This is a genomic window from Streptomyces sp. NPDC058701 (genome assembly GCF_042715295.1).
Classification (GTDB): Bacteria; Actinomycetota; Actinomycetes; order Streptomycetales; family Streptomycetaceae; genus Streptomyces.
Genome location: NZ_JBHXSY010000001.1, coordinates 228,389 through 244,509, shown reverse-complemented (window position 1 = coordinate 244,509; position 16,121 = coordinate 228,389). Strand labels below are relative to the sequence as shown.

General features: G+C 72.7%; 20 protein-coding genes. 19 read left to right on the top strand and 1 reads right to left on the bottom strand.

Going from position 1 to position 16,121, the window contains the following annotated elements:
- Window positions 1–94 precede the first annotated feature (94 nt).
- Genes hisD through hisF form a run of 8 tightly spaced genes read left to right on the top strand, consistent with a single transcriptional unit; the run spans window position 95 to window position 5,904 of the window.
- Complete coding sequence (gene hisD, locus ACFWW8_RS01155; protein WP_386521905.1) at window positions 95–1,462, top strand: histidinol dehydrogenase; 1,368 nt, start codon at window positions 95–97, stop codon at window positions 1,460–1,462.
- Window positions 1,459–2,574, top strand: coding sequence for a histidinol-phosphate transaminase (locus ACFWW8_RS01150; protein WP_386521903.1), 1,116 nt, complete (start codon window positions 1,459–1,461; stop codon window positions 2,572–2,574). The genes hisD and ACFWW8_RS01150 overlap by 4 nt, the downstream gene beginning before the upstream one ends.
- The gene (hisB, locus tag ACFWW8_RS01145; protein WP_030385546.1) at window positions 2,571–3,164 is read left to right on the top strand and encodes an imidazoleglycerol-phosphate dehydratase HisB; all 594 of its coding nucleotides are present in this window, start codon (window positions 2,571–2,573) and stop codon (window positions 3,162–3,164) included. Before ACFWW8_RS01150 ends, hisB begins: the two co-directional genes overlap by 4 nt.
- Before the next feature lie 2 nt (window positions 3,165–3,166).
- Window positions 3,167–3,334 carry a hypothetical protein gene (locus ACFWW8_RS01140; protein ID WP_386521902.1) on the top strand — a complete coding sequence of 56 codons (168 nt, stop codon included), beginning with the start codon at window positions 3,167–3,169 and terminating at the stop codon, window positions 3,332–3,334.
- Complete coding sequence (hisH, locus tag ACFWW8_RS01135; RefSeq protein ID WP_386521899.1) at window positions 3,331–3,981, top strand: imidazole glycerol phosphate synthase subunit HisH; 651 nt, start codon at window positions 3,331–3,333, stop codon at window positions 3,979–3,981. Before ACFWW8_RS01140 ends, hisH begins: the two co-directional genes overlap by 4 nt.
- Complete coding sequence (gene priA, locus ACFWW8_RS01130; protein WP_386521897.1) at window positions 3,981–4,718, top strand: bifunctional 1-(5-phosphoribosyl)-5-((5-phosphoribosylamino)methylideneamino)imidazole-4-carboxamide isomerase/phosphoribosylanthranilate isomerase PriA; 738 nt, start codon at window positions 3,981–3,983, stop codon at window positions 4,716–4,718. Before hisH ends, priA begins: the two co-directional genes overlap by 1 nt.
- A complete protein-coding gene (locus tag ACFWW8_RS01125; RefSeq protein WP_386521895.1) occupies window positions 4,715–5,152 on the top strand; it encodes a RidA family protein in 438 nt (145 codons plus the stop codon). Before priA ends, ACFWW8_RS01125 begins: the two co-directional genes overlap by 4 nt.
- Window positions 5,149–5,904, top strand: coding sequence for an imidazole glycerol phosphate synthase subunit HisF (gene hisF / locus ACFWW8_RS01120; protein ID WP_267720953.1), 756 nt, complete (start codon window positions 5,149–5,151; stop codon window positions 5,902–5,904). Before ACFWW8_RS01125 ends, hisF begins: the two co-directional genes overlap by 4 nt.
- Window positions 5,905–5,962: 58 nt before the next feature.
- On the opposite strand, the gene ACFWW8_RS01115 is transcribed toward hisF, so the two are convergent.
- A complete protein-coding gene (locus ACFWW8_RS01115) occupies window positions 5,963–6,595 on the bottom strand; it encodes a TIGR03085 family metal-binding protein (protein ID WP_386521893.1) in 633 nt (210 codons plus the stop codon).
- Between the two features lie 92 nt (window positions 6,596–6,687).
- Here ACFWW8_RS01115 and hisI point away from each other — a divergent pair, with 92 nt between their 5' ends.
- From hisI to lgt, 11 genes are all read left to right on the top strand, one after another.
- The gene (hisI, locus tag ACFWW8_RS01110) at window positions 6,688–7,065 is read left to right on the top strand and encodes a phosphoribosyl-AMP cyclohydrolase (RefSeq protein WP_383923983.1); all 378 of its coding nucleotides are present in this window, start codon (window positions 6,688–6,690) and stop codon (window positions 7,063–7,065) included.
- A 12-nt stretch (window positions 7,066–7,077) separates the two neighbouring features.
- A complete protein-coding gene (locus ACFWW8_RS01105; RefSeq protein WP_386521890.1) occupies window positions 7,078–8,568 on the top strand; it encodes an anthranilate synthase component I in 1,491 nt (496 codons plus the stop codon).
- Between the two features lie 14 nt (window positions 8,569–8,582).
- Window positions 8,583–9,272 carry a TIGR02234 family membrane protein gene (locus ACFWW8_RS01100; RefSeq protein WP_386521887.1) on the top strand — a complete coding sequence of 230 codons (690 nt, stop codon included), beginning with the start codon at window positions 8,583–8,585 and terminating at the stop codon, window positions 9,270–9,272.
- 79 nt (window positions 9,273–9,351) lie between these two features.
- A complete protein-coding gene (locus tag ACFWW8_RS01095) occupies window positions 9,352–9,603 on the top strand; it encodes an HGxxPAAW family protein (protein ID WP_386521884.1) in 252 nt (83 codons plus the stop codon).
- A gap of 70 nt (window positions 9,604–9,673) precedes the next feature.
- Window positions 9,674–10,228 carry a DUF2752 domain-containing protein gene (locus ACFWW8_RS01090; protein WP_386521881.1) on the top strand — a complete coding sequence of 185 codons (555 nt, stop codon included), beginning with the start codon at window positions 9,674–9,676 and terminating at the stop codon, window positions 10,226–10,228.
- A 171-nt stretch (window positions 10,229–10,399) separates the two neighbouring features.
- Entirely contained in the window at window positions 10,400–11,209 is an 810-nt protein-coding gene (gene trpC / locus ACFWW8_RS01085; protein WP_351280289.1) for an indole-3-glycerol phosphate synthase TrpC, read from the top strand.
- A gap of 65 nt (window positions 11,210–11,274) precedes the next feature.
- Entirely contained in the window at window positions 11,275–11,430 is a 156-nt protein-coding gene (trpM, locus tag ACFWW8_RS01080; protein WP_386522218.1) for a tryptophan biosynthesis modulator TrpM, read from the top strand.
- A gap of 195 nt (window positions 11,431–11,625) precedes the next feature.
- A complete protein-coding gene (gene trpB / locus ACFWW8_RS01075) occupies window positions 11,626–12,897 on the top strand; it encodes a tryptophan synthase subunit beta (RefSeq protein WP_386521879.1) in 1,272 nt (423 codons plus the stop codon).
- Window positions 12,894–13,733: a tryptophan synthase subunit alpha gene (gene trpA / locus ACFWW8_RS01070; protein ID WP_386521876.1), complete on the top strand. Its 840-nt coding sequence runs from the start codon at window positions 12,894–12,896 to the stop codon at window positions 13,731–13,733. Before trpB ends, trpA begins: the two co-directional genes overlap by 4 nt.
- 94 nt (window positions 13,734–13,827) lie before the next feature.
- Window positions 13,828–14,829, top strand: a complete 1,002-nt coding sequence (locus ACFWW8_RS01065) for a DsbA family protein (RefSeq protein WP_386521873.1) — start codon at window positions 13,828–13,830, stop codon at window positions 14,827–14,829.
- Between the two features lie 87 nt (window positions 14,830–14,916).
- Window positions 14,917–16,038 (top strand): prolipoprotein diacylglyceryl transferase, encoded by a 1,122-nt coding sequence (gene lgt, locus ACFWW8_RS01060; RefSeq protein ID WP_386521870.1) that lies wholly within the window; start codon window positions 14,917–14,919, stop codon window positions 16,036–16,038.
- The last annotated feature ends 83 nt before the right edge of the window (window positions 16,039–16,121 follow it).

Here is a 16,121-nt window from a genome sequence, read left to right as displayed (position 1 = left end):
GGGGAACGCTAACGGGCGGCTGTGACACCCGGGGCGTGTATCAGCCAGTGATACAGGCGAACGGTGCCGCTGGGCGGTCTGAGAGAATTGGGGGGTGATCTCTCGTATCGACCTGCGCGGCGACTCCCTCCCCGAGGGGGGCGCCCTGCGCGATCTGCTGCCCCGTGCCGAGTTCGACGTGGAAGCCGCCCTGGAGAAGGTGCGGCCCATCTGCGAGGACGTCCACCATCGCGGCACGGCGGCGCTCATCGAGTACGCCCGGAAGTTCGACGGGGTCGAGCTCACGCAGGTCCGGGTGCCCGCCCGGGCCCTGGACGCCGCCCTGGAGCAGCTGGACCCGGCCGTCCGCGCCGCCCTGGAGGAGTCGATCCGGCGCGCCCGGATCGTGCACCGCGCACAGCGCCGCACCGAGCACACCACCCAGGTGGTCCCCGGCGGAACCGTGACCGAGAAGTGGATTCCGGTGGAGCGCGTGGGGCTGTACGCCCCGGGCGGCCGCTCGGTCTACCCCTCGTCCGTCGTCATGAACGTTGTCCCGGCGCAGGAGGCGGGCGTCGCGTCGATCGCGCTCGCGTCCCCGCCGCAGAAGCCCGCTTTCGACGGGGACCCCTTCGGGGGCCTGCCGCACCCGACGATCCTCGCCGCGTGCGCCCTGCTCGGCGTGGACGAGGTGTACGCCGTGGGCGGCGCCGTGGCCGTCGCGATGTTCGCGTACGGCACGGAGGACTGCCCGCCGGTCAACATGGTGACCGGCCCCGGCAACATCTGGGTCGCCGCCGCCAAGCGCTACTTCACCGGCCGCATCGGCATCGACACCGAGGCCGGACCGACCGAGATCGCCGTCCTCGCCGACTCCACGGCCGACCCCGTGCACGTCGCCGCCGACCTGATCAGCCAGGCCGAGCACGACCCGCTGGCCGCCGCCGTCCTCGTCACCGACTCCGAGGAGCTCGCGGCCGCGGTCGAGAAGGAGCTGGAGCCGCAGGTCGCCGCGACCAAGCACGTCGAGGACCGGATCAAGCCGGCGCTGGCCGGCCGCCAGTCCGCGATCGTGCTGGTCGACAGCCTGGAGGACGGCCTCAAGGTCGTCGACGCGTACGGCGCCGAACACCTGGAGATCCAGACCGCCGACGCCGCCGCCTGGGCCGCCCGGGTCCGCAACGCCGGTGCGATCTTCGTCGGCGCCTGGTCCCCGGTCTCCCTCGGCGACTACTGCGCCGGATCGAACCACGTGCTGCCCACCGCGGGCTGCGCCTGCCACTCCTCCGGCCTGTCCGTGCAGTCCTTCCTGCGCGGCGTCCACATCGTCGACTACACGCGCGACGCCCTCGCCGAGGTCACCCACCACGTGGTGGCACTGGCCGAGGCCGAGGACCTGCCCGCGCACGGCGCCGCCCTGAAGGCGCGTTTTGGCGGAGCCGTACCAGACCAGCACAGCGCATGGAAGGTCCCCCAGCAGTGACCGCCGACCTCGGCATCGACGACCTCCCCGTCCGCGAGGAGCTGCGCGGCAAGACCCCGTACGGCGCCCCGCAGCTCGACGTGCCCGTCCAGCTGAACACCAACGAGAACCCGTACGGGCTCCCCGAGGAGCTCGTCGCGCGGATCGCCGAACGCGTGGCCGACGCCGCCCGCACCCTCAACCGCTACCCCGACCGGGACGCCGTCGAACTGCGCACCGAGCTGGCCGCCTACCTCACGCGCACCGGCAAGCACCCGGTCGCCCGGGAGAACGTGTGGGCCGCCAACGGCTCCAACGAGGTCCTCCAGCAGCTGCTGCAGACCTTCGGCGGGCCCGGCCGCACCGCGATGGGCTTCGAGCCCTCGTACTCGATGCACGCGCTGATCGCCCGCGGCACCGGCACCGGCTGGATCTCCGGTCCGCGCCGGGAGGACTTCGTCATCGACGTGGAGGCCGCGGAGCGGGCCGTCGCCGAGCACGCCCCCGATGTCGTCTTCATCACCTCGCCCAACAACCCCACGGGCACCGCGGTGGGGGCGGAGACGGTCCTGGCGCTCTACGAGGCCGCCCAGGCCGCCAAGCCCTCGATCGTGATCGTGGACGAGGCGTACGTGGAGTTCAGCCACCGGGACTCGCTCCTGCCCCTCATCGAGGGCCGGCCGAACCTCGTGGTCTCCCGGACGATGTCCAAGGCCTTCGGCGCCGCCGGACTGCGCCTGGGCTACCTGGCCGCGCACCCCGCCGTCGTGGACGCCGTCCAGCTGGTGCGCCTGCCGTACCACCTGTCGGCCGTCACCCAGGCGACGGCACTGGCCGCCCTGGAGCACACCGACACCCTGCTCGGCTACGTCGAGCAGCTCAAGGCCGAGCGCGACCGGCTCGTCACCGAGCTGCGGGGCATCGGCTTCGAGGTCACCGAGTCCGACGCGAACTTCATCCAGTTCGGCAGGTTCCCGGACTCCCACACCGCATGGCAGAAGATCCTCGACCGGGGCGTCCTGGTCCGGGACAACGGCGTACCGGGCTGGCTGCGGGTCACCGCCGGCACCCCGGCCGAGAACGACGCGTTCCTGGAAGCGGTTCGCGCACTGAAGAAGGAGCAGCAGGCATGAGCCGCATCGGACGGGTCGAGCGCACCACGAAGGAGACCTCGGTCGTCGTCGAGATAAACCTCGACGGAACCGGCAAGGTCGACGTGTCGACGGGCGTGGGCTTCTACGACCACATGCTCGACCAGCTCGGCCGCCACGGCCTCTTCGACCTCACGGTCAAGACCGAGGGCGACCTGCACATCGACAGCCACCACACCATCGAGGACAGCGCCCTCGCCCTCGGCGCCGCCTTCAGGCAGGCCCTGGGCGACAAGGTCGGCATCTACCGCTTCGGCAACTGCACCGTGCCGCTCGACGAGTCCCTCGCCCAGGTGACCGTCGACCTGTCCGGCCGCCCGTACCTCGTGCACACCGAGCCCGAGAACATGGCGCCGATGATCGGCACCTACGACACGACGATGACCCGGCACATCTTCGAGTCCTTCGTCGCGCAGGCCCAGATCGCCCTGCACATCCACGTCCCGTACGGCCGCAACGCCCACCACATCGTGGAGTGCCAGTTCAAGGCGCTCGCCCGCGCCCTGCGCTACGCCGCGGAGTTCGACCCGCGCGCGGCCGGCATCCTGCCCTCCACGAAGGGCGCCCTCTAGCCGTGAACGGCCTCAACACCGTCCTGATCGTCCTCGGCCTCTTCCTGGCCGGCGGCGTCTACTCCTTCCAGAAGCAGAAGATGCCCAAGTCGGTCATCATCCTGCTCGCCATCAGCTCCGCGATGTGCCTCGCCGCCGGAGTCCTGCGCATCCAAGGGATCTGGGAATGAGCACTGCCGGACCCACCAAGAACGTCGTCGTCTTCGACTACGGCTTCGGCAACGTCCGCTCCGCCGAGCGCGCCCTCGCGCGCGTCGGCGCGGACGTGGAGATCACCCGCGACTACGACCGGGCGATGGACGCCGACGGGCTCCTCGTCCCCGGCGTCGGCGCCTTCTCCGCCTGCATGAAGGGCCTCAAGGACGCCCGCGGCGACTGGATCATCGGCCGCCGGCTCTCCGGCGGCCGCCCGGTCATGGGGATCTGCGTCGGCATGCAGATCCTCTTCGAGCGCGGCATCGAGCACGGCGTCGAGACCGAGGGCCTCGACGAGTGGCCCGGCACGGTCGGCCCGCTCAAGGCCCCGATCGTCCCGCACATGGGCTGGAACACCGTCGAGGCCCCGGCCGACAGCCAGGCCTTCGCCGGCCTGGACGCCGACGCCCGCTTCTACTTCGTGCACTCCTACGCGGCGCGCGAGTGGAGCCTGGAGGTCACCAACCCGGCCATCCGCGCGCCCCGCGTCACCTGGGCCACCCACGGCGAACCCTTCGTCGCGGCGGTGGAGAACGGGGCCCTGTGGGCCACCCAGTTCCACCCCGAGAAGTCCGGCGACGCCGGGGCCCAGCTCCTCACCAACTGGATCGAGACCCTCTGATGCCCGTGTCCTCAGCGAAGCTGGAACTCCTCCCCGCGGTCGACGTCCGCGACGGACAGGCCGTCCGCCTCGTGCACGGCGTCTCCGGCAGCGAGACCTCGTACGGTTCTCCGCTGGAGGCGGCCCTCGCCTGGCAGGCCTCCGGCGCGCAATGGCTCCACCTGGTCGACCTCGACGCGGCCTTCGGCACCGGTGACAACCGCGCCCTGGTCGCCGAGATCACCGGCGCGATGGACATCAAGGTCGAGCTGTCCGGCGGCATCCGCGACGACGCCTCGCTCGCCGCGGCGCTCGCCACCGGCTGCACCCGCGTCAACCTCGGCACCGCGGCCCTGGAGACCCCCGAGTGGGCCGCCAAGGCCATCGCCGACCACGGCGACCGCATCGCCGTCGGCCTCGACGTCCGCGGCACCACCCTCAAGGGCCGCGGCTGGACCAGCGAGGGCGGCGACCTGTACGAGGCCCTCGCCCGCCTGGACTCCGAGGGCTGCGCCCGCTACGTCGTCACCGACATCGGCAAGGACGGCACGCTGACCGGCCCCAACCTGGAGCTGCTGAAGAACGTCTGCGCCGCCACGGACCGGCCCGTCGTGGCCTCCGGCGGCATCTCGTCCCTGGACGACCTGCGGGCGCTCTCCGAGCTGGTCCCGCTGGGCGTCGAGGGCGCGATCGTCGGCAAGGCCCTGTACGCCAAGGCCTTCACCCTGGAAGAAGCCCTGAAGGTGGTCTCCGCATGAGCTCCGACGCCGTACGCCGCATCTCCTCCGGCGGCGCCTACGAGGACGTCATCGGCTACTCCCGCGCCGTCCAGCTCCCGAACGGCCTGGTGCTGGTCTCCGGCTGCACCGCGGCCGACGCCGGTGGCCCGTACGACCAGACGGTCGGCGCCTTCGGCGTCGCCTTCAAGGCGCTCGCCCAGGCCGGACTCGGCCCCGAGCACGTGGTGCGCACCCGCCTGTACCTCACCCACGCCCGCGACGTGGAGGAGGTCGGCCGCGCCCACAAGGAGCTGTTCGACTCCGTCCGGCCCGCCGCCTCGATGCTCATCGTGTCCGGGTTCGTCGACCCGGGCATGGTCGTCGAGGTGGAGGTCGAGGCCTTCGGGCCGGTCCTGACCGGTGCCGACGCCGACGCCGACGCCGCGACCCGGTCCGGGGAGGCGTCCGCATGACCCTCGCCGTACGCGTGATCCCCTGCCTGGACGTGGACAACGGCCGCGTCGTCAAGGGAGTCAACTTCCAGAACCTGCGCGACGCCGGCGACCCGGTGGAGATGGCCAAGCTGTACGACGCCGAGGGCGCCGACGAGCTGACCTTCCTCGACATCACCGCGTCCTCCGGCAACCGCGAGACCACCTACGACGTGGTGCGCCGCACCGCCGAGCAGGTCTTCATCCCGCTGACCGTGGGCGGCGGCGTCCGGACCGCGGACGACGTCGACAAGCTGCTGCGGGCCGGCGCGGACAAGGTCGGCGTGAACACCGCCGCCATCGCCCGCCCCGAGCTCATCCAGGAGATCGCGGAGCGCTTCGGCCGACAGGTCCTCGTCCTGTCCGTCGACGCCCGCCGCACCGCCTCGGGCTCCTTCGAGGTCACCACCCACGGCGGCCGCAAGGGCACCGGCATCGACGCCGTCGAGTGGGCCCACCGGGCCGCCGAGCTGGGCGCCGGGGAGATCCTGCTGAACTCCATGGACGCGGACGGCACCAAGGACGGCTACGACACCGAGATGATCGCGGCCGTACGCCGGCACGTGACCGTCCCGGTGATCGCCTCGGGCGGCGCCGGCAGCCTCGCGCACTTCCCGCCGGCGATCGCGGCGGGCGCGGACGCGGTGCTGGCCGCGTCGGTGTTCCACTTCGGCGACCTGCGGATCTCCGAGGTCAAGACGGCCCTGCGCGAAGCGGGCCACCCGGTCCGCTGACCGTCCCGCGAACCGCCCGGCCCCGGTGGCCCCGCCCGACCGGCGGGGCCTCCGGTCGTCACAGGCCCAGTTCCGCCGTGGTCAGCTCCGCGACCGCCGTCTTGTCACCGTCCAGGGTCACCGCGGCGGAGTCCTGCCGGCCGAAGCAGAACAGCGTCAGCTCGCCCGGCTCGCCCGTCACCGTCACCACCGGCACGCCCTTGCGCGCCACCGCCGTCCGGCCGTCGGGCCGCCGCAGGACCAGGCCCACCGGCGAGCGCCGCCCGGTCAGGCGGGCCAGCTTCTCCAGCCGGGACCACAGGGAGTCCGAGAACACCGGGTCCAGTTCCCGCGGCGACCAGTCGGGCTGCGCCCGCCGGACGTCCTCCGCGTGCACGTAGAACTCCACCGCGTTCGCCGCCTCGTCGATCTGCTTCAGCGCGTACACGGAGAATTTCGGAGGCCCGGTCCGGATCAGCTGGACGAGCTCCTCGTACGGCTTGGCCCGGTACTCGTCCATCGCCTTGTCCAGCCGGGTCTTCAGCGCGTTCAGCAGCAGGCCGCCCGCCGCGTCCGGCCGCCGCTCGCGGACCACGACGTGCGCCGCGAGGTCCCGGCACGTCCAGCCTTCGCACAGGGTCGGAGCCTCCGGCCCGGCCGCCTCCAACAGGTCCGCCAGCAAGAGGCGTTCGCGCTTCGCATGGGTAGACATGCGGGCCAGCCTACGGCCGGAACCCGCCTTGTGCCCGCCCATCAGGCGGACGGTGATCCGTACCGCGGCCCGCCGCCCGGCACAATGGCCGCATGGTTACGTCCCCCCGCCCCGGCAACCTCGACCCCGCCATCGCCGCGCGCCTCAAGCGCTCCGCCGACGGCCTGGTACCGGCCATCGCCCAGCAGTACGACACCGGTGAGGTGCTCATGCTCGGATGGATGGACGACGAGGCCCTGCACCGCACCCTGACCACCGGCCGCTGCACGTACTGGTCCCGCAGCCGCCAGGAGTACTGGGTCAAGGGGGATACTTCCGGCCACTTCCAGCACGTGAAATCCGTCGCCCTCGACTGCGACGCCGACACCGTGCTCGTCAAGGTCGACCAGGTCGGAGCCGCCTGCCACACCGGCACCCGCACCTGCTTCGACGCCGACGTCCTTCCGATCGCCGCAGCCGAGAACAGGTAGGTTCGCACCGCCATGGATCTTGAGACGTTCCGCAAGCTCGCGGCCGACCGCCGCGTCATCCCCGTGAGCCGCAAGCTGCTGGCCGACGGGGACACCCCCGTCGGGCTCTACCGCAAGCTCGCCGCCGAACGCCCGGGGACCTTCCTGCTGGAGTCCGCCGAGAACGGCCGCTCCTGGTCCCGCTACTCCTTCGTCGGCGTCCGCAGCGACGCGACCCTGACCGTCCGCGACGGCGAGGCGCACTGGATGGGCACCCCGCCCGTCGGCGTGCCCACCGGCGGCGACCCGCTCGACGCCCTGCGCGCCACGGTCGAGGCCCTGCACACCCCGCGCGACCTCGCCGGCGGGACACCGCCCTTCACCGGCGGCATGGTCGGCTACCTCGGCTACGACATCGTGCGCCGCCTGGAGCGCATCGGCGAGCACACCCGGGACGACCTGGAACTGCCCGAGCTGACGATGCTGCTCACCTCCGACCTGGCGGTCCTGGACCACTGGGACGGCACCGTCCAGCTCATCGCGAACGCCATCAACCACAACGCCCTCGACTCGGGCGTGGACGAGGCGTACGCCGACGCCGTGGCCCGCCTCGACGCGATGGAGGCCGACCTCTCCCGCCCGGCCCCCTACACGCCCGCCCCGCTGCCGGCCTCCGAGCTGCCCGAGTACTCGGCGCTGTGGGGCGGCGAGAAGTACCAGGCCGCCGTGGAGGACATCAAGGAGCGCATCCGCTCCGGCGAGGCCTTCCAGGTGGTGCCCTCGCAGCGGTTCGAGACCCCCTGCCACGCCTCCGCGCTGGACGTCTACCGGGTGCTGCGGGCCACCAACCCGTCCCCGTACATGTACCTCTTCCGCTTCGAGAACGGCTTCGACGTCGTCGGCTCCAGCCCCGAGGCGCTGGTCAAGGTCGAGGACGGCCGGGCCATGGTCCACCCCATCGCCGGCACCCGCCACCGCGGCGCCACCCCGCAGGAGGACCACGAGCTCGCCGAGGAGCTGATGGCCGACCCCAAGGAACGCGCCGAGCACCTCATGCTCGTCGACCTCGGCCGCAACGACCTCGGCCGGGTCTGCGAGCCGGGATCCGTCGAGGTCGTGGACTTCATGTCCGTCGAGCGGTACTCCCACGTCATGCACATCGTGTCCACGGTCACGGGCCGCGTCGCCGAGGGCAAGACGGCCTTCGACGTGCTCACCGCCTGCTTCCCGGCCGGCACCCTCTCGGGCGCGCCGAAGCCCCGGGCCATGCAGATCATCGAGGAGCTGGAGCCCTCCCGGCGCGGCCTCTACGGCGGCTGCGTCGGCTACCTCGACTTCGCCGGCGACTCCGACACGGCCATCGCCATCCGCACCGCGCTGCTGCGCGACGGGACGGCGTACGTCCAGGCGGGCGCCGGGGTCGTCGCCGACTCGGTGCCCGAGCTGGAGGACGCGGAGTGCCGCAACAAGGCGGCCGCCGTGCTCCGCGCGGTGGGAGCGGCGAACCGCCTCCACGGCTCCTGAGGGCGTAGGGGATAGTGGGGTACGTGAGTGCCGTACCCCCGCCCCGAAACGATGCCGCCGCCGAGAGCGCCGACGGCCACGAAGCCGGCGGCGCCCCCGCCGGCCACGCCTCCGCCGACAGTCGGGGCGGCCGCCGCAGCGTGGCCGCCGCCCTGCTGCTCGGCGCCCTCGGCGCCACCGTCGTCCTGCTGGCCTCCGGCCGGACCTGGGCCCGGGGCACCGCGGCGATCGGCGCCGACGCGCTGCCGCTGACGGCCGACGGGCGGGACGTCACCGGCCTGCCCGCCGCCCTGGCCATCGTGGGCCTCGCGGCCCTGGTCGCCGTGTTCGCGGTGCGCGGCCGCAGCCGCCTCCTGGTCTCCGGCCTGCTCGCGCTCAGCGGCCTGGGCGCGGCCCTCGCGGCCGTCCTCGGTGCCGACGGCCGCGAGGCCCTGGACGCGCAGGCGGCCCGTACGACCGCGGACACCGCCGCGCACGTGGCGGGCCTGACCCACACGGCGTGGCCGTCCGTCACGGCCGCCGGCGCGGTGCTGATCCTGGCCGCCGGCCTGCTGGCGCTGCGCTTCGGCCGGAGCTGGCCCTCGATGGGGGGCCGCTACGAGCGTGACGGCAGCCCCCGAACCCGCAGGGCCGCGGCGATTGACCCGGACCGGCCCGAGGATCTGTGGAAGGCTCTCGACCGCGGCGAGGACCCGACCCGCTGAACGATCCCCGCGCGCGGTGCGGGACAATGACCCCGAGCGTTCGACACAGCACGTGCGACAGAGCAACGAGGAGCAACTCATGGCGGGCACTAGCCACGGACACACCCCGGCCGCCTGGACCGGTGTAATGATCGCCTTCATCGGTTTCTGCATCTCCGGTGCCTTCATGGTGCTGGCGAACCCGCTCGGCTTCTGGGCCGGCCTGGTCGTCGTCGTCCTCGGCGGTGTCGTGGGCATGGGGATGAAGGCCGCGGGCATGGGGGCGCCGAAGGCCACCCACCGCGACCTCGCCAAGGTCATCGCCGCGTCCAAGGCCCCGGCCAAGGTCTGAGTTCCGGCGCATCCGAAAGGCGCGGCCCCGTCGGGCTGCGCCTTTTGACGTGAGCGGAGAGAATCAGCGGGTGGACGCCTCTCGCACCCCCGAAGCCGGGCCGCCGCCGGTGGCGCGCGTACCCCCCGCCACCCCGCCGGCCGCTCCGCCCGCCGAGGGACCGGATCCCGCGGGCCCGGCTCCCCGGGGTCCCGCGCCCACGGCGCCCGTTCCCGGCGTACGGGCCCGCGCGGTCCGGCGGCCGGCCGCCCCGCTGCTCACCCTGGCCGCGGCCGTCGGCGCCTTCGCCTACGTGGGCGCCGTCGACCCGAACGAGCCCGGGCACTACCCGGTCTGCCCGCTCTTCCGGCTGACGGGTGTACTGTGCCCCGGCTGCGGGGGCCTGCGCAGCGCGCACGCGTTCGCCCACGGCGATCTGGTCACAGCTTTCGGGGCAAATGCCCTCGCCGTCGTCGGCTACTTCGCGTTCGCGGGATTCCTGGCCCTGTGGCTGGTTCGCGCCGTCCGCGGCGGGACCGTCCCGACTCCCGTGCTGAAGCCGCTGCACTGGTGGGGTCTGGGTGCCGCGGCGCTGCTCTTCGCCGTCGTCCGGAACCTTTCCCTCGGTTCCGCCCTGGCCCCCTGAGGCCCGTACGCAGGGCAAATGAAGCCGGCATTCCGAATGTCCAGTTACTGGGACGGCGTCAACCGGGTGCCGAGCCGAGGCGTCCTGCGGATACCATTTGAGTGTCGACCTTGCTGTGGAACGTGTCTGCAAGGCGGCCGACCGTCATCGACCCGGAAGGGGGCCGCTCGCGTGAGTGTGCTCGACGAGATCATCGAAGGGGTCCGCGAAGACCTTGCCGAACGGCAGTCCCGCGTCAGCCTCGACGAGCTCAAGGAGCGTGCCGCCAAGGCGCCCCAGGCCAAGGACGGCGTCGCCGCACTGCGCGGTGACAGCGTCAAGGTGATCTGCGAGGTCAAGCGTTCCAGCCCCTCCAAGGGCGCGCTGGCCGCGATCGCCGATCCGGCAGGGCTCGCCGCCGACTACGAGGCGGGTGGTGCGGCGGTCATCTCCGTCCTCACCGAGCAGCGCCGCTTCGGTGGCTCGCTCGCCGACCTGGAGGCCGTCCGCGCCCGCGTGGACATCCCGATCCTGCGCAAGGACTTCATCGTCACGGCGTACCAGCTCTGGGAGGCCCGCGCCTACGGCGCCGACCTCGCCCTGCTGATCGTCGCGGCCCTGGAGCAGGAGGCCCTCGTCTCCCTCATCGAGCGGGCCGAGTCCATCGGCCTGACCCCGCTCGTCGAGGTTCACGACGAGGAGGAAGTGGAGCGCGCGGTCGCCGCCGGCGCCAAGATCATCGGTGTCAACGCCCGCAACCTCAAGGACCTCAAGGTCGACCGCTCCGTCTTCGAGCGCGTCGTCCAGGAGATCCCGGCCCACATCGTCAAGATCGCCGAATCCGGCATCCGCGGGCCGCACGACCTGATCGCCTACGCCAACGAGGGCGCCGACGCCGTCCTGGTCGGGGAGTCCCTGGTCACCGGCCGCGACCCGAAGTCGGCCGTGGCCGACCTCGTCGCCGCCGGCGCCCACCCCGCGCTGCGCCACGGACGGAGCTGACCCGTCCCGTGACCCACGACCGCCCCACCGTCCGTACCCGACCCGGCCTCCGCGGCCGGGCCGGGGTGCCGACGGCGCACGCGCCGCTGGCGCGCGGCTGCCGCCCCCGCGGCTGCCGTGCCCCCGCGCGGCGGGTGCACGGGCGGCGGGTCCGGTACGTGATCGGCTCCGAGCCCGGTCAGGTCAACGGCATGCGATGGCGGCGCCCCAGCGCGCCGTAGACGAGGAACGCCGCGCGGCGAGTACCGCGCGGGGTCCCCGTACGGCCCTGTGCCCCCGAGCCGCCGGCTCCGGGCACGGGCCGCTCCGAACCGTACGCACGCCACGCTCCAGCGGGGTGTGAGCGTCACGGGCGGGCGGCGCAATACGGTGAACACCACCCCGCCGTATCTCGCATCCCCGTAGGAGCACTGGACATGTCCAGCGAGTTCTTCATTCCGGACCCGGAGGGTCACGTCCCCGACGCCGAGGGTTACTTCGGTGCCTTCGGCGGCAAGTTCATCCCCGAGGCGCTCGTCGCCGCGGTGGACGAGGTCGCCGTCGAGTACGAGAAGGCCAAGGGGGACCCGGCCTTCGCCGCCGAGCTCAACGAGCTCATGGTCCACTACACCGGCCGGCCCAGCGCCCTCACCGAGGTGCCCCGCTTCGCGGAGCACGCGGGCAACGCGCGGATCTTCCTCAAGCGCGAGGACCTCAACCACACCGGCTCGCACAAGATCAACAACGTGCTGGGCCAGGCACTGCTCACCAAGCGCATGGGCAAGACCCGGGTCATCGCCGAGACCGGCGCGGGCCAGCACGGCGTGGCCACCGCCACCGCCTGCGCCCTCTTCGGCCTCGACTGCACCATCTACATGGGCGAGATCGACACGCAGCGCCAGGCCCTGAACGTGGCCCGCATGCGGATGCTGGGCGCCGAGGTCATCGCCGTGAAGTCCGGCTCCCGGACCCTGAAGGACGCCATCAACGAGGCGTTCCGCGACTGGGTCGCGAACGTGGACCAGACCCACTACCTCTTCGGCACGGTCGCCGGCCCGCACCCCTTCCCGGCCATGGTGCGCGACTTCCACCGCGTCATCGGCGTCGAGGCCCGCCGCCAGATCCTGGAGCGCGCGGGACGGCTGCCCGACGCCGTCGCGGCCTGCGTCGGGGGCGGTTCCAACGCCATCGGCCTCTTCCACGCCTTCATCCCGGACGCGGACGTGCGCCTGGTCGGCTTCGAGCCCGCCGGACACGGCGTCGAGACCGGTGAGCACGCGGCCACGCTGACCGCGGGCGAGCCCGGCATCCTGCACGGCTCCCGGTCGTACGTCCTCCAGGACGAGGAGGGCCAGATCACCGAGCCGTACTCCATCTCGGCCGGCCTGGACTACCCGGGCATCGGCCCGGAGCACTCCTACCTCAAGGACTCCGGCCGCGGCGAGTACCGCGCGGTCACCGACGACGCCGCCATGCAGGCCCTGCGCCTGCTGTCCCGCACCGAGGGCATCATCCCGGCCATCGAGTCGGCGCACGCGCTGGCCGGAGCCCTGGAGCTGGGCAGGGAGCTGGGCCGGGACGGCCTGATCGTGGTCAACCTGTCCGGCCGCGGCGACAAGGACATGGACACCGCCGCCCGCTACTTCGGCCTGTACGACGCCGACGGGGAAGTCGCCGAGAACGAGTTCTCCGAAGGGGACGACAAGTGAACGCCACCACTCCGGCCGGAACGGGAACCGGCACCATCGACCTGCTGAGCGCGACCCTCGCCAAGGCGAAGGCCGAGGACCGCGCCGCCCTGGTCGCCTACCTCCCGGCGGGCTTCCCCACGGTCGACGGCGGGATCGAGGCCGTCAAGGCCGTCATCGCGGGCGGCGCCGACATCGTCGAGATCGGGCTCCCGCACAGCGACCCGGTCCTGGACGGCCCGGTCATCCAGACCGCCGACGACATCGCCCTGCGCGGCGGCGTGAAGATCGCGGACGTGATGCGGACCGTACGCGAGGCCCACGCGGCCACCGGCGCCCCGGTCCTGGTGATGACGTACTGGAACCCGATCGACCGCTACGGCGTCGAGCGGTTCACGGCCGAGCTGGCCGCGGCGGGCGGCGCCGGCTGCATCCTGCCCGACCTGCCGGTCCAGGAGTCCGCCCTGTGGCGGGAGCACGCGGAGAAGCACGGTCTGGCGACCGTCTTCGTCGTGGCCCCCAGCAGCAAGGACGCGCGCCTGGCCACGATCACCGCGGCCGGTTCCGGCTTCGTCTACGCCGCCTCCCTCATGGGGGTCACCGGCACCCGCGAATCGGTCGGCAACCAGGCCCAGGAGCTGGTGACCCGCACCCGCGCCACCACCGACCTGCCGGTCTGCGTCGGGCTGGGCGTCTCCAACGCCGTCCAGGCCAAGCAGGTCGCCGCCTTCGCCGACGGCGTCATCGTCGGCTCGGCCTTCGTGAAGCTGCTGCTGGACGCCCCGGACCTGCCGGCCGGGCTGGCCGGGGTGCGCGCGCTTGCGGCCGAGCTTGCGGAAGGCGTACGCAGGAGCTGACGCAGAGCGTTTCCCGGACGGGTTCTGTAACCCGATCGGGTGGAAGTGGGGGCAGGGAGGCACGCGAGTGCCTCCCTGCTTCGTTTGGCGGAACGTGAGCGAGAAGAACGACGGTGCGAACCGCGATGCGACGAAACGATCGGCCCGGGAGCGACTCCAGGAGGAGCGCCAGCGGGAGAAGGCCCGGGACAAGCGCCGGCGGACCCTCGTCGTGTCGGCGGCGGTGGTCGGCGTCCTCGGCCTGGCCGCCGTCGTCGGCCTGATCGCGGCCAACACCGGCAAGAGCGGCGCCGACAAGGCCGGTCCGGTGGTCGCCCCCTCGGGGGCCACCGGCAAGGACGCGCTCGCCATCCAGACGGGCAAGGGCGAGGCGAAGTCCACGCTCACCGTGTGGGAGGACTTCCGCTGCCCCGCCTGCAAGGGCTTCGAGGACCAGTACCGGGACACCGTCCACGACCTGGAGGCCAAGGGCCTGCTCAAGGTCGATTACCACATCGTCACGCTCATCGACGGGAACATGGGCGGCAGCGGCTCCCTGAAGTCGGCCAACGCGGCGGCCTGCGCGCAGGACGTCGGCAAGTTCTCCGCGTACCACGACGTGCTCTTCCAGAACCAGCCGGAGGAGGTCGACGACGCCTTCGGCAAGAACGCCAGGCTGCTGGAGCTGGCCGGCAAGGTGGAGGGACTGGACACCCCCGCGTTCCGGGCCTGCGTCGAGGAAGGCACCCACAACAGCTGGGTGGCCAAGTCGCAGGAGGCGTTCCGGGAGGGCAAGTTCCGGGGGACCCCGACCGTGCTCCTGGACGGCAAGGACATCTTCGCCGACCAGGCGAACCCGCTGACCCCGCAGAAGCTCAAGGAGAAGGTCGAGGCCTCGGCGAAGGGGGCGGGCAAGGCCACGCCGTCGGCGGACGCGTCGTCCGGCAGCGGAAACGGCAGCGGCAGCGGTGCGGGTGCCGGTACGAAGGCCTCGCCGTCGGCCACGCCGTCGGGCGGCGGGTCGCGGACGGCCTCGAAGGGCGGCGCGGACGGCTCGTCCGCCGGCTCGTCCACCGGATCCTCGAAGGCGCCGTCGGGCGGTACGTCCGGGGACTGAGCGGCCCCTGTGCCGTGTGTGGATTTGGTTTCGGCTTGCCGGGTGGTTGCGGTCCGCACCACCCGGCAGGGTAGCGTCAGCTCTGCCATGGACATTGCTTACATCCCCAGCCCGTCGACCGGCGTGATCCATCTCGGACCGATCCCGCTGCGCGGCTACGCGTTCTGCATCATCGTCGGCGTCTTCGTCGCCGTCTGGCTCGGCAACAAGCGGTGGGTCGCCAGAGGCGGCAAGCCGGGGACGGTCGCGGACATCGCCGTGTGGGCGGTGCCGTTCGGGCTGGTCGGCGGTCGCCTCTACCACGTGATCACCGACTACCAGCTGTACTTCGGCGAGGGCCGCAACTGGGTCGACGCCTTCAAGATCTGGGAGGGCGGCCTCGGCATCTGGGGTGCCATCGCGCTCGGCGCGGTGGGTGCCTGGATCGGCTGCCGACTGCGCGGCATCCCGCTGCCGGCCTGGGCGGACGCCCTGGCCCCCGGCATCGCGCTGGCCCAGGCCTGCGGGCGCTGGGGCAACTGGTTCAACCAGGAGCTGTACGGCCGGGCCACCGACCTGCCGTGGGCGGTGGAGATCAGCGAGGGCGCGAACCGCGTCGCCGGCACCTACCACCCGACGTTCCTGTACGAGTCGCTCTGGTGCGTCGGCGTCGCCGTGCTGGTGATCTGGGCCGACCGCCGCTTCACGCTCGGCCACGGGCGGGCGTTCGCACTGTACGTCGCCGCGTACTGCGTGGGCCGGGGCTGGATCGAGTACATGCGGGTCGACGAGGCGCACCACATCCTGGGCCTGCGGCTGAACGTCTGGACGTCGATCGTCGTCTTCGTCCTGGCCGTGGTCTACCTGGTGCTGTCGGCCAGGCTGCGGCCGGGCCGCGAGGCGGTCGTCGAGCCGGAGACCCCCGGCGCCACGAAGGACAAGGGCGAGGACGGGACCGGCGGCGCCGCCGAGGACGCCGCCGGAGCCCGGGACACCGCCGACGGCGCAGGCAAGGACGCGGACCAGGGCGCCGTCAAGGGCGAGGCCGAGCCCGGCGCGAAGCCGGCCGCGGAGTCCAAGGCCTCCGTCCTGACGAAGGCCGCGCCCGCGGACGCCGAGCCCGCGGACGCCGCGCCGGCCGGCACGGCCGAGCCGAAGGGCCCCGTCACGGCGGACCTGCGGAAGGCGGAACCGGCCGAGGGCGGGAGCCCGGAGGCCGGGAAGGCCTGACCGGAATGTTCCGGGAGGGGCGCCGCGCACCGCGCGGCGCCCCTCCCGCGTTCCCCGGGCGGCGCGCGCCGGGTCCGGACGCC